Genomic DNA, 13,717 nt, shown 5'->3' with positions numbered 1-13,717 from the left:
ATATCAAAGAAGCACAATGGTAGAGACGAGAAATAACAAAATCCCGGTGTATGCTGTAATTTTTACAGTCGTTTTTAAACTTTTATTTTTACTTACAAATTATATTCAGGAAGACGCTTTCATTACGTGGAGAGTTGCACAGAATCTTCTGGATTACGGAGTGATCGGCTTCAACGGCGATACGAAGATATCTGCTTCTACAACGCATCTTTATGTTTTTGTTTCGTATCTGTTTAATTTAATTTTCGGAAAAGACAATTTCATAGAACCGCTTCTTGTTTTTAACTCAATCCTTTTTACCATCGGAAGTTTATTGCTTTCGTATCTGGTTTTAAAAAATGTATGGCATAAAGCCATCTTTATCTTTTTAATAGGAATTTTACCTCCGGCAATCAAAATTTCCATCCTCGGAATGGAATACGGAATTCTTTTCTTACTGGAAATGGCATTGCTGTATTATGGCTTTCATAAAGGAAAAAAATGGGCTTTCATTGTTTTGCCGATCCTTATTTTGTTCACAAGAATTGATACAATTATATTTTTAGGAATTGTATTTTTAATCGATCTTTTGTGGAATAAAAAAATAAGATGGAGCTATATTTTAGGCGGTATTTTAGGAATTTCAGTGGTCTTGGCTTTCAACTGGTTTTACTTTGGAGAGTTGGTTAACAATACCATTATTGCTAAAAAACTGGCATACGATAAAAACTTTACATTCCAACAGAATGCAGAATATTTCTGGCTGAACTTCGGAAACTTCTGGGGAATGCTGAAACTTCCCGGAGACTTCAATCCACTGACTGTTTTACTGCTTATTTTCGAATTGCTATGCTTCATTTATTTGGTAAGACAAAAGGACAGAAGAAACATTTTCTTATGGATAATCTTCATTTTCGGATGGACGAAACAGCTTATTTTTCTTTCCCAAAAAAGTCTTTTCGACTGGTATTACTGGGTTCCGCAGATTTTACTTTTCGTTCCAGTTGTAATTTTTATTTTGGAGCAAAAAGTAAAAAGAAATCTTTGGCTGTCATTATTAATCGTCATTTATATCATTCCAATGCTGGCTTTTCAGACGGTGCATTCAATTGCTACAGGAAACGGAGAATGGAATTACAGAAGAACAATCGGAACATTTTTAAACCAATATGAAAAAGATAAAAACCAATGGATTTTTCTTGAACCTGCCGGTTATGTTCCTTATTTTTCAGGATTAAAGGCGATTGATGAAGTTGGATTGGTGGATAAAAAAGTACAGGAAGAAATTAAAAAAGACAAGCCGAATTTCTGGATCAATACCGTGAAAAACAGAAAGCCCAAATATCTTCTTTCTTACGATGACCTGTTTAAATCTAAAAATGCTGAGTATCTGAAAATTCATTATAAACTGATTAAAGAATTCCGTGTAAAGGATCATCTGAAAAGTGATAATAAGATTTTAGAAAAGATTTATATTTTAAAACCTTCCGGAACGGATTATAATTTATACGAAAGAATTGATTAATTTTAGATTTTGCTGGAAGATAGAAGTAAGGATGCAGGAAGTTTAAAGTTTATTGTAAAGACTCATCAACTCCAAAACCCTCAAGCTCTAATACACTAAAACAACTAAAACTATGAAATACTGTGCATTTCTGCGTGGCGTCAACGTAAAAGGAACCAATATGAAAATGGCGGAAGTCTGTCAGGTTTTCAATAATGCAGGAATGAATGACGTTATTTCAATTTTAGCATCAGGAAATATTGTTTTTTCCTCCGATAAAAAAGCCGACGAATTAAAGAAAATCCTTGAGAAAGCAATGTCAGAACATTTCTCTTACGAAGCTTATCTGTTCATCAAATCTCAGGAAGAAACAGAACAATTCTGGAACGGAAATCCTTTTGAAAAAAACGATGATTTTCACACATATACTTTTATAGGTAATAACGGTGTCGAAAATAGTTTAATGAAGGAATTTGAAAACGCTTTAAAAACGGAGAATGAAGCCGCAGAAATCGTAAACCATATTTTTTACTGGCAGGTTCCGAAGGGAAATACACTGGATTCTGCTTTCGGGAAAATTTTAGGTAAAAAAAGCATGAAAGACCAGTTTACAAGCAGAAATATCAATACTTTTGAGAAGATTTTAAAGAAATTTTAATTTAAAATTCTCTCGCAGATTTGGCGGATTACGCAGAAAATTTAATTATAAAATAGTTTCAAAAAAATCTGCATAATCCGCCAAATCTGCGGGAATAAAAAAATAATTATTGTAAAAATTCCAAAAGACCAAAACTATTGTAGTCATAGTCCGTTAAACCCTCCAAATAATTTCGGATTTCCGAACTTTCTCCCTATTTTTACTGAAGTTTTTAATCAAAAAATAAAATGATTCAGTATTTAGATAATATCCACCACAAAGATTCCAGAAACTTTTTCCTAATTGCCGGTCCCTGCATCATCGAAGGCGAAGACATGGCACTGAAAATTGCAGAAAAAGTGGTGGAATTAACCAATAAATATAATATTCCCTACATTTTTAAAGGAAGCTTTAAAAAAGCCAACCGAAGCAGAGTAGACTCTTTTACCACAATCGGAGAAGAAAAATCTCTGGAAATCCTTAAAAAAGTAGGAGAAACATTCAATATCCCCACAACAACAGATATTCACGAAAACGAACACGCAGCTTTGGCGGCGCAATATGTAGATGTGTTGCAGATTCCTGCGTTTTTGGTTCGCCAGACAGACCTTTTGGTTGCCGCAGCACAAACAGGAAAATGTGTCACCTTAAAAAAAGGACAGTTTCTCTCTCCGGAATCCATGAAATTTGCCGTTGAAAAAATTACAGACTCAGACAATCAGAAAGTGGCGATCATTGAAAGAGGAAATACCTTTGGTTACACAGATTTGGTGGTAGATTACAGAGGAATTCCAACCATGAGAAACTATGCACCTGTCATTCTGGATGTTACCCATTCTCTGCAACAGCCTAATCAAAGTTCAGGAGTTACAGGAGGAAGACCGGATCTTATCGAGACCATCGCAAAAGCAGGAATCGCAGTCGGCGCAGACGGAATTTTCATCGAAACGCATCCCACTCCCGAAACCGCTTTGTCCGACGGAGCCAATATGTTGAGACTGGATCTTCTGGAAGATTTACTGCAAAAACTAACCAGAGTTCGGGAAGCAATTTTATAATTAAATTCTGTTAAAACTTTTATTTTTTATTTGAAGCTCTTTCCCGCTTTCCATTACAATCTTTTTTTGCAAAAAAGGATTTTCATTACAATCGGGGCTAGGATTTCAGTCTGTATTTCACGCACAGAAACGGATACAAATCTTCAAAAAACTTCAGATAAGAAATGTTAAATAAAGTTTAAATAAGTTAAAATAAAATTTATATATTCACGTTTGAAATTTTAAAGCATTTCTTTTGAAAAAACTAGTTTTACCATTGAGCCTTATGGTTCCTGCATTAGTATTCTCTCAGGTAAAGAAAAAGAAGGATACAATGAAGACCGCAACTATTGAAGAAGTAGTTTTCCAGAAAAAAGTAACAGGAAAAACCAATGATATCACCGCCGTAAAAATTTCGGCAAAAGATGCTCAGAATGTGGCGAGTATTTCCGGTGGGATCGAAGGGATCCTTAAGACTTTACCTTCCGTAAACTCAAATACGGAGCTTTCTTCACAATATATGGTTCGTGGCGGAAACTATGACGAAAACCTGATCTATATTAATGATATCGAAATTTACAGGCCATTCCTCATCAGAAATTCTCAGCAGGAAGGGTTAAGCATCATCAATCCCGATATGGTTTCCACCGTTAATTTCTCAGCCGGAGGTTTTGAGCCGAGATACGGTGATAAAATGTCGTCTGCTTTAAATATCTATTACCGTGAACCTGAAAAATTTGAAGTTTCCGGAGAAGGAAGTTTAATCGGAGGAAGATTATCCACCGGTTTTGCTGTCGGAAAAGACAAAGAAGGAAACAGAAAATTTACTGCCTTATTTTCAGGAAGATACAGAAATACAAACCTTGTTCTTAATACCCTGAAAGAAGATACAGACTTCAATCCGAAATACATGGATTTTCAGACGTATCTGAATTATCATTTCAGTCCGAAATTTACGGCTTCATTCATCGGATATTATTCCAAGAATGATTACGAAATGATTCCGAAAGCAAGAAGTGTAGACTTCGGATCTTTGCAGCAGCCGATTAATTTAACAGTAAATTACGGTGGCCGTGAAGACGATAAGTATAAAAATATGATGGGAACATTCTCCCTGAATTATAAGCCATCCGATAAATGGAGATTTACTTTAGACGCTTTTGCCTACCAAAACCGTGAAAGAGAATATTACACCATCGCTTCGGCTTATGTTTTACAGACTTTTGATCCGATCACGGGAGAACCCGTTACTTCATACGATACTGGCGGACAAATAGAGCATGCACGAAATGATTTATATGTAAAAACTTACGGAACACAGTTCAGAACCCGTTTTTCGCCTAACGTAAATACAGATATTGAAGTCGGCTTCAAATATGAAAAAGAAAACCTGAAAGATCTTACCAACGAATGGAAGCTGGTAGATTCTGCAGGTTACAGCACGCCGATTTCCGCACTTTTAGATCCCAGAAATCCGCCGGATTTAAAATTATATTACAGCATTGCAGGGAAAAATGATATTCAGCCGACAAGAATGTCTGCTTACGCGCAGTATTCTCAGAAATTTTTCTGGGGAAGCAATAAAGTGTTTGTAAACGCGGGAGCAAGAGTATCGCACTGGAGTTTCAATAACGAAACCATTTTCTCTCCGAGAGCTCAGTTTGCGATCAAGCCGGATTGGGATACCGATATGTTGTTCAGGCTTTCCGGAGGTATCTATTATCAGGCTCCTTTTTATAAGGAAATCAAAGACTTAGACGGGAATTTTAATTCAAATATAAAATCACAGAGATCTATTCAGGCAATTCTGGCGAACGATTACGAATTCCAGATGTATGACAGACCGTTTAAACTGACCACGGAATTGTACTACAAGAAAATGAATGATCTGATTCCGTATTTCATGGACAACGTGAGAATTCGTTATTCCGGAAAAAATAATGCTTCAGGATACGCATACGGAATTGATACCAGATTGTTCGGAGAATTTGTTCCCGGAGTGGATTCCTGGTTATCGGCAAGTTATGCCCGAGTGTATGAAAATATTGATGGGAGAGGAGACATTCCGAGACCAACCGATCAAAGGTTAAGATTTGCGATGTTCTATCAGGATTATATGCCGAGATTCCCGAAAATGCGCGTCAATCTTACTTTAACTTACGCAATGGGATTACCTACAGGATCGCCGATTGTTTTGGATGAAAACAGAAAAATCGATTATCTTGCAGGATATTCCTATCAAAAAACATTGCCATCTTATAAAAGGGTAGATTTAGGACTTTCGTATGCCTTCATCGATCCGAAAGAAAAAAATCAGGCATATGGTTTTTGGGGAAATTTTGATGAACTAACTTTGGGCGTTCAGGTTTTCAATGCCTTTAACATCAGAAATACCGTTTCCAATCAGTGGATTACCGATGCGAATACCAATCTGATGTATCCGGTTCCTGTACGTTTAACAGGACGTTTCTTCAATGTAAAACTTGAATTTAGAATAAAATAAATACAGACTCCTGAAATTTTTCGGGAGTTTTTTTATTTCCTGAATTTTATAACATCTTTAAAGAATTTTATAACGAAGATTGTCTTCATATTTTTAACTTTGTCTCAATGAAAAAGATTCTTGCCATCCTGTTGTCTGCTTAAATTCTTCTTTGGCTCGGACTTGTTCTCCGAATCTTTTTAGCCAAGTATAATTTTCAAAGTCAAAAAACACATTTTTAAGGAATGACTAGTTAAGTCAAACGCCTTAGTGAATTTAAAAATATCCGGTAAGTTTTTAAAAGAAAATCTTTGTGTTCTTCGCGTTAAAAAAGCAAACAGACAGATAATCAAAATGTCTGGGAAACTACATTTCCAGTCGAATTGTTTTCTCAACCAGTTTTTGATTAAAGCTTTCAGGAACCAGTCTGAACATGAAATTCCTTACAAAAGTTCCTCTTTCCCATTGTGAAACCTGTCCGATTTTCCAGCTTGTATCAACTACATAATCTACTTTTTTTCTCCTGACTTTCTGAAAATTTTCAAAAACTTCATTAAAATTCTGATGGTTTTCCAACAGCTTTCCGATAATATAAGCGTCTTCAATCGACTGACAGGCTCCCTGTCCGAGATTCGGCGTTGTTGCGTGTGCTGCATCACCGATCAGACAAAGATGATTCGTGTGCCATTTAGGAATAGGAGTGAGGTCGATAATTTCGTTAAAAATGATATTTTCCTGAAATGTTTTCTCAATAATTTCAAGAACCAGAGGATGAAACCCGTAAAAATTTTCAGCTAAATTATTTTCATTCTGATGAATGTTTTTATTAATAACAGCGTACCAGTATATTTTTCGGTCGGTCATTCTTACAAAACCGAAACGTTTTCCTTTTCCCCATGCTTCAATGGCTTTATGATGAAAATTTTCAGGAAGATCAAATTCTGCCAAACCGCGCCAACACAATTGCTGTGTATTTCTGATGGTTCCCGTTCCGAAAATCTGGTTTCTTACTTTTGAATGAATTCCGTCTGCTCCAAAAACGATTTTGCTTTCAGTTTCAGTTCCGTTTTCAAAATTCAAAATATAATTTTCTTTCTTCTCAATTTTGTTCAGCACATGATTCAATTGAATATATTTATAGCCCATATTTTCCGCCAAAATCTTTTGCAGATCGGCTCTGTGAATGGCTACATTGCATGAATTGTATTTCTTCTCCAATTCCAGAACATTGGTTTTGGAAATAAGTTTCAGCTTTTCATCCGTTATCGAAATGCCGTGAATTTTGTTTCCTGCCTGTTCAATTTTTTCTTTTAAGCCTAACTTATCGAAAATCTGCATCGCGTTGATTGCCATCATAATTCCGGAACCGACAGGTTTTATTTCCGCTGCCGATTCATACAGGGTAAAATCAATGTTTTGTTGTTTCAGGATATTTCCTAATGTTAAACCGCCGATTCCGCCTCCGATGATGGATATTTCGTTCATTATTTTAAATTTTTCAATTCGCTCAACAGTTGATTCTGTTTACTGATAAAATTCTCCAGACTGTCTGTTTTTAAAGGGTGTGCATTCTGATATTTTTCAATTTCAGGAAGGGTTTTTCTGATTTTGAAAATTGTATACGTATCGTGAATTCTTTCACGGTTTTTTGTAATTTCTTCAATCAGATCTTTTATTTTCTTCACTTTGAGATTATATTGCTCTTCACTTCTCTTAATTTCTGTTTCAATTTCTTTTCGTGATATTGAATCGCTTACAGATTTAGCCAAAGACTCCGCATTGCTGTAATAGGTTTCAGATTTGCTAATGACGTCATCATATTCAAGAGTAGCATCGTCTGTTTTGCTGTCGATCATACTTACTTTTTCATCAAGAGCCTGAAGATTTTTATCGTTTTTAAGCAGTTCATCATAAATCTGATGAACCATATCATCTTCACGGGAAGAAAGTCTTGTTCCTTTTGTTATGGAGCCTGAAGCGGAAGATTCGGCATTATCCACGGCATTTTCAACCAAAGGTTTATTTTCGGATCTGCTTTCATTACAGGAAAACAGGGCTAAAAGCAGGGTAGAAGTAAAAAATAATTTTTTCATGTTGTGTATATATTTAATATGAGTTCGGATAAGTCTTCTTAAACGAAATGCTAAACAAATATATTCAATTATTAAGAATTCAGCTTTTAAGATATACAATGGCGTAAAACTTATTAAAGTAATACTATTTTGTCTTTTTTAAATAAACGAAGTGCCTTTGTTTAGCTACAAACTTTCAATAAGTAAAAAAATCTTTTGTTTTTCTTTGCGATAAATCATTATAGTGTTATAAATCAATTGTTTAAAGTTATTTTTTATCCGAACTGAAGTTATTTAATTTTTGATTTCAGGAATTAAAAGATCTGCCGGACTTATCGTGAAAAACAGATCAGGATAGACAAAATCCAGAGAACGGTTTTCTTCACCTCTCAGCCGGAAAAACTCTTTTTCCTTTTCTTCATCGGATAAAATAAATAATTCTCCGGTTGAAAAATACGGTTGGTTGTCCTTAAATCTGATAAAAGTTTTGGAAGTCCTGAACGTCATTCCCAACCATCTGTTATCCGTAAAATCTTTGGAATTAGGATTAGAATTCAGAACAATTTTATGCTGAAACTTTTTATTCGTATCTACAGAAAATAGTACAACAGAATGATGATCCAGTATAATTTCAGATTCTTCTTCCGTGATTTTGTCTTTTATAACAAGCTTTCTGAGCTGATTTTCTTTTAATTGATCTGGATTTTCATAGCATGAAAACAAAGCAATAAATGAATGATCTTCCAGATCCAAAGCCTGATCGGAATGAAATCCCATTTTCGAGTACGAAGAATCATACACTTCAATCAATGCATTGTTGAAATGCTGTTCAGGCACATCTGTTTTTTCGGCTGAAATAGCTTGATTCATTTGTTCAACAACGGAATGATGAACCTCAGAAAAGAGATTCGCCGGAATCTGGTATCTTGTTGTTGTTCTTACGACACCAAAAGTTCCGTTTTCTTCTTTCACGAGATGATTTCCGAGCCTGCCTTTTCCTGTTGCTTCAAAATCCGCAGAATTCAGGAGATTTTCAAATGTATTTTGCTTTTCAGGAAGCCTTATTTTATAAAATCCGGAGTTGTTCATTACAGGATTGGTTTTTCATAGTCGCCAAGATTCATGCTGAAATGGGTTGTTTTATAGTTCACCTTATTCTCCGTCATGTTCTCTTCGTAATAAGAATTGCGAAGTTCCGCCTGCATTTCGGGAGTCATGCTTTCCAATTTAACATAATTACCGCTTTCTTTGATGTAGGTCTGATTGTCTCTGTACATCGCCTCAAGATTCGAACAACGAACCACATATCCCATTCTTATCGGAATCTGATCGACTCCCAAAACAGAAGGGCGGATTTCATGCGTATATAATCTATTGGTAGACAGTGGAATAATAAAAGCAGAATCCGGGTATAAAGTAACCGTAAATTCTTTTTCCAGAGATTCATCCTCAACCGTTTTCTTAAGCCTGAAATGGAGTCTTGTTAATGCGCTCGTTTGCTTATAACACACATCAAATCTATCTGTTTCCGATGGTTTTAAATGTTCGGAATTGGAATCGTCGTAGAAAGTACAGAATGCGATCAGTCCTTCTTTCGGCATATCTTTCGTTTTGTCGGAGTGGGCTTTAATTTTAGCCTTCACTTCCTTTTCAGCGTCGGAAGTTTTCTTTTTGTTCTCGTAAATCTGTACCAAAGCGTGATTCAGATCGGTTTCATATTCAAAAGTTTCTTTTGCACATTCGTTAAGAAGAGCAATAATTTTCCGGTCGGTTTCTCTGAAATTATCTGTCGGTCCTGTCAGATTACTGGAACATCTCAACAAATTAAAATGCAGTATTTCTTCCCCTTTTTCATCAGCTTCATGAGTCACTTTACTCAGATAAATGCCTTTTCTCAGGGCTTTCGCTTCTTTATTGGATTCTGTAAGTTCCTGAAAATGATGTTCAGATTTTACTTTTTCAAATATATTCTCCTCATGAAAAATTCTTCGGAAATACACCCCCGAATTGCTTACAATAACCGGAACTTCTCCAATTTGAATAACCTTTGATTTTTCTTCGCTGATATTTTCAAAATTCACCGAAAATTCTTTAATGATATGCAGGAAATGATGGTCTTTCTGAATAATTTCCAAATTTCCGCAGATGTATATTTTTTGATGATCAAGTTCCGGACTAAGCTCATGAACTACGGTTCCGCAGAAATGATCGATGATGTACTGAAGTTCTGCATTGATTTTCTGACTGTTATTTAAAACAACAAGAACATTTTTGTTTTTTGATATTTTGTTTTCTTCTGAATGGTTATTCATGTTTCTCAATTGAAAAGTGAAGATAGCTAAAATTTTAAATGTTTTCAAAATCTTAAAGCCTTTAAGGAATAAATACATTGATTTTCACTCAGTTTTTTAAAGCTAAAGAGGCTTAAAAATAAAATATTCTTGTTGTAAAATGCAGAGAAACAGGTTTTTATTAATCTCAAATCAAACTGTTTAAACTAATTTCAGAATTAACCACAAAAGGCACAAAAGATAATGTTAAAAGGAATTTCCAGAATATTCAAAGCACTCAAAAGAATAAAAATCAAAGATTTTTAAAAACTATTTTGAACTTTTTCATTTATAATGATCAACTTTAAATAAAAGTTTAGTCATCTTTTGTGCCTAAATAAAAAGTTTAAGCAGACGCATCTTTAAGGCGCAAGAAAATCATAAAGATTGATGCTAATTTTATCGCAGATAAAATCCAAATTTTAGAATAAAAAAAGACCATCGCAATGACGGTCTTTATCTGTTTTTTAAATTTCAAATTCAAATTGTACTATTCGTATTTGGAAAAATCAACCGCAAAAATGCATCGGTTTACCTGACTTCCGTTTTGTGCTCCTGCATTCGGTTCATATTCGGTTAAACTCCACAGGTAATTATATTGAGACTCATAGTAAAGAGATTCCGCTCCGTAAGGCCATCTGAAACGTACCGTATCATCTGCACCATCGGTATAACGCGCTAATCTCGCGTTTGATCCGTAAGAATTGCTTGGAGATCCGGTACAGGAAAGCCACGTTCTGTTGCCTTTTCTGAAAACACCCTGAATTCCATGCGCATGATTATCTGTAAAAAGACTGTTTTTAGGTGTCACGGTTACAATTCCTGTATTCTGAAGTCTTCCGTTCGTATCAACCTGAAAACCAAATACTTTTGGGACAATGGAAGCATCCGCGCTGCCTGAATAATATTGTCCTGTCCAGAACTGCGTTCCTTCATCATTTACCTGAATCGTAGAGAAAGGATTCGCATTGTTGATTTTCTGATATCCTGTCTGTGGCAATATGTACCTGTAATTGAAAGCGAACAGGTTTCCGTTAGAATCTTTACCGCATTTATCATTGGTTGTGTCGCCTGTACTTACTTCAATAATTTTATTCAGATCGAAAACACGGACGCCTAAATTTGTACTGCTGAGATAGATTTTACCTTTAAAATAGGCAATTCCGCCTGCATGAACATTCAACGGAGCGTAAGAACCATATTGTGAATAGCCTGTTGTACCTGCCGGAATATCGGGCTGAACCAAAAGAATATGACGGTAAGTAAGATATGTACTGGAACTCGGACTGATGTCAATCAGGGTAATTCGGGAACCTTTAAATTCAGCTTCATCTTTCGCGTACCAACTCACCAAAAGATAACGGACTCCGTCTTTTGTAAATCCTGAAATTCCCTGCGGTCTCCAAAGCGAAGTTGTTTCATCATCGGTATTCCAGCGGATTCCTCTCACTCTGTTTTCTTCAGGAATATTAAATCCGTAGACTTCGGTATAAGCACTTCCGCCGATTGCCTGACGGTTTTTATCAATCTGTGAAGGATTTAGAAAGCTGAAACCGGAATTGATGTATGCGCTTGTATCGGTGTAAGCATTTACGCTTACGTCTGCGGCAGCTTTACCAAGATCTGCTTTTGAAGATAAGTTTTCTTCTTTTAAAGTTGAAGCGATGTCATTATCTGTACATCCAATGCTCGTTATGGCAAACAAAAGCATCCACCCAAAAAGTTTTCTTTGAATCATAATCAATTTAATAATGTTTTTTAAGTTTTAAATTGATTGCGAAACTATCAGATTCTTTTTTTATCCGGATTTCGTACGGATTAATTATGTATTAAATTTATGTTTTATGAGTGGTCAATTATTATAAATATTTTGACCGTTAATATAATTCTCTAAGTCAAAATCTTTATTTTTAAGGTTAAGATTTACTTTAATGCTTCCATTAGAATTCCTTATTTCAAGTCGTTCTTTTACTTTTTGTTTTGTATCGTAAGAATATTTATAGAACACACCTGGAAAATCCTCATAACTTTTAGTAAGCTGAATGATTGGTTTATTGATTGTAAGGATGAAAATTTCGTCATTCAGAAAAACAATATCACCTTTTCTGTAACTTATTTTTTGCGCCTAATTTTGAATAGCCTTCTATCTCGGTTTCCACATTTCGAACTAAAGTATATTCTCTGTCTCTGATGAAATCATAAAACCGTTTCTGTTTATTTTTATTTAAGAAGTAAACGAATATATTCCCGAAAATAAAAATCAGGATAAATCCTCCGATAAAAAATTGTGATTCATTCATTTCAGTAAAAATAAAAAAGCGGAACCTGAAAATCAAGCTCCGCGTCGTATTGTTTCGTTAAAAATTACTTCCCTAAATAAGATTTTAAGATCTTACTTCTGGTGTTGTGCTTCAATCTCTTAATCGCTTTTTCTTTGATCTGACGAACTCTCTCTCTTGTAAGGTCGAAAGTTTCCCCGATTTCTTCTAAAGTCATCGGATGTTTTCCGTTCAGTCCGAAGTATAATCTTACCAAATCAGCCTCTCTCGGAGTTAAAGTATTCAATGCTCTTTCGATCTCAATTTGAAGAGATTCAAGCATCAAATCTTTATCCGGACTTGGAGATTCTCCTGAACGCAATACGTCATAAAGATTAGAATCTTCACCTTCTACCAAAGGTGCATCCATCGACAGGTGTCTTCCGGAGTTTTTCATCGATTCTTTGATATCTTCCTCGCTCATGTCAAGAACTTCCGCCAATTCTTCCGGAGAAGGTGGTCTTTCGTTTTCCTGCTCAAGGTGAGCGTAAGCTTTGTTGATTTTATTGATGGAACCGATCTTGTTTAACGGCAATCTTACAATTCTCGACTGTTCTGCCAAAGCCTGTAAGATCGACTGACGAATCCACCAAACCGCGTAAGAGATGAATTTGAAACCTCTAGTTTCATCATACCTTTTTGCCGCCTTCATCAGTCCTAAGTTACCTTCATTAATCAAATCGGGTAAAGAAAGACCTTGATTTTGATACTGTTTAGAAACGGATACTACGAAACGAAGGTTGGCTTTAATTAATTTTTCCAGTGCTGCTCTGTCGCCTGCACGGATTCTCTGTGCCAAATCTACCTCTTCGTCCGCAGTAATTAGTTCTACCTTACCAATTTCCTGCAAATACTTGTCTAATGAAGCAGTTTCCCTGTTGGTTACCTGCTTAGTGATTTTTAATTGTCTCATCTATTTTATCCTCAAAAAAGAGTTTCTACTATATTATACGTATGAAACAGTAAAAAGGTTACACGGGTTACAAAATATTTTCATTTATTTAAACTCAGTTTGAAAAAATAGTTGTAAATTATAGCTCTCACTTCACAGAACAGCGATTTTAGGGCTTTTAGAGGTTGAATAAATTTTAAAAACTTTTTGCATAAAGGTTTTTCGCACTCGAAATGTATGCTCAAAGCTTACCAAGAAACAAATTTTTCAATATACTTTTTTAGATGTTTTCAGCATGACAAATATTATGAATGTTTGTTATTTAAACTCAGTTCGGGATGAGAGATAAATTTGAATAATTGATTTACAGTATCCTATTGATTTATCGCAAAGAAAAACAAAAGATTTTTTTATTTATTGAAAGTTTGTAAGCTAAACAAAGCCACTTCGTTTATTTAAAAAAGAC

11 protein-coding genes are annotated in these 13,717 nt (G+C 35.1%); 4 read left to right on the top strand and 7 right to left on the bottom strand.

Features of this window, described 5'->3' with window-relative positions; all coding sequences use genetic code 11:
* The first annotated feature begins 16 nt into the window (after window positions 1-16).
* The 4 genes from H6W52_RS13670 to H6W52_RS13655 all read left to right on the top strand — a co-directional run bounded on the left by H6W52_RS13670 (window position 17) and on the right by H6W52_RS13655 (window position 5,660).
* A complete protein-coding gene (locus tag H6W52_RS13670) occupies window positions 17-1,504 on the top strand; it encodes a hypothetical protein (protein ID WP_116099172.1) in 1,488 nt (495 codons plus the stop codon).
* A 112-nt stretch (window positions 1,505-1,616) separates the two neighbouring features.
* The gene (locus H6W52_RS13665; protein ID WP_116099173.1) at window positions 1,617-2,141 is read left to right on the top strand and encodes a DUF1697 domain-containing protein; all 525 of its coding nucleotides are present in this window, start codon (window positions 1,617-1,619) and stop codon (window positions 2,139-2,141) included.
* A 227-nt stretch (window positions 2,142-2,368) separates the two neighbouring features.
* A complete protein-coding gene (gene kdsA / locus H6W52_RS13660) occupies window positions 2,369-3,178 on the top strand; it encodes a 3-deoxy-8-phosphooctulonate synthase (RefSeq protein ID WP_087710243.1) in 810 nt (269 codons plus the stop codon).
* 235 nt (window positions 3,179-3,413) lie between these two features.
* Window positions 3,414-5,660, top strand: a complete 2,247-nt coding sequence (locus H6W52_RS13655; protein WP_076390179.1) for a TonB-dependent receptor plug domain-containing protein — start codon at window positions 3,414-3,416, stop codon at window positions 5,658-5,660.
* Between the two features lie 345 nt (window positions 5,661-6,005).
* On the opposite strand, the gene H6W52_RS13650 is transcribed toward H6W52_RS13655, so the two are convergent.
* The 7 genes from H6W52_RS13650 to H6W52_RS13620 all read right to left on the bottom strand — a co-directional run bounded on the left by H6W52_RS13650 (window position 6,006) and on the right by H6W52_RS13620 (window position 13,272).
* Entirely contained in the window at window positions 6,006-7,124 is a 1,119-nt protein-coding gene (locus H6W52_RS13650) for an FAD-dependent monooxygenase (RefSeq protein WP_116099174.1), read from the bottom strand.
* Entirely contained in the window at window positions 7,124-7,732 is a 609-nt protein-coding gene (locus H6W52_RS13645; RefSeq protein ID WP_116099175.1) for a hypothetical protein, read from the bottom strand. Before H6W52_RS13645 ends, H6W52_RS13650 begins: the two co-directional genes overlap by 1 nt.
* A gap of 273 nt (window positions 7,733-8,005) precedes the next feature.
* On the bottom strand, window positions 8,006-8,800 hold the full coding sequence (locus tag H6W52_RS13640) for an alpha-ketoglutarate-dependent dioxygenase AlkB (protein WP_116099176.1): 795 nt from the start codon (window positions 8,798-8,800) through the stop codon (window positions 8,006-8,008).
* Window positions 8,800-10,023 carry a hypothetical protein gene (locus tag H6W52_RS13635; RefSeq protein ID WP_116099179.1) on the bottom strand — a complete coding sequence of 408 codons (1,224 nt, stop codon included), beginning with the start codon at window positions 10,021-10,023 and terminating at the stop codon, window positions 8,800-8,802. Before H6W52_RS13635 ends, H6W52_RS13640 begins: the two co-directional genes overlap by 1 nt.
* A 508-nt stretch (window positions 10,024-10,531) precedes the next feature.
* Window positions 10,532-11,779, bottom strand: coding sequence for a hypothetical protein (locus H6W52_RS13630; protein ID WP_116099177.1), 1,248 nt, complete (start codon window positions 11,777-11,779; stop codon window positions 10,532-10,534).
* Between the two features lie 358 nt (window positions 11,780-12,137).
* Entirely contained in the window at window positions 12,138-12,341 is a 204-nt protein-coding gene (locus H6W52_RS13625; protein ID WP_116099178.1) for a hypothetical protein, read from the bottom strand.
* Window positions 12,342-12,405: 64 nt separating this feature from the next.
* Complete coding sequence (locus H6W52_RS13620) at window positions 12,406-13,272, bottom strand: RNA polymerase sigma factor RpoD/SigA (protein WP_027385416.1); 867 nt, start codon at window positions 13,270-13,272, stop codon at window positions 12,406-12,408.
* Window positions 13,273-13,717 lie beyond the last annotated feature (445 nt).

This window comes from Chryseobacterium sp. C2(2020), from assembly GCF_014218915.1.
Classification (GTDB): Bacteria; Bacteroidota; Bacteroidia; order Flavobacteriales; family Weeksellaceae; genus Chryseobacterium; species Chryseobacterium mucoviscidosis.
This window is presented reverse-complemented; position numbering and strand designations above follow the sequence as displayed.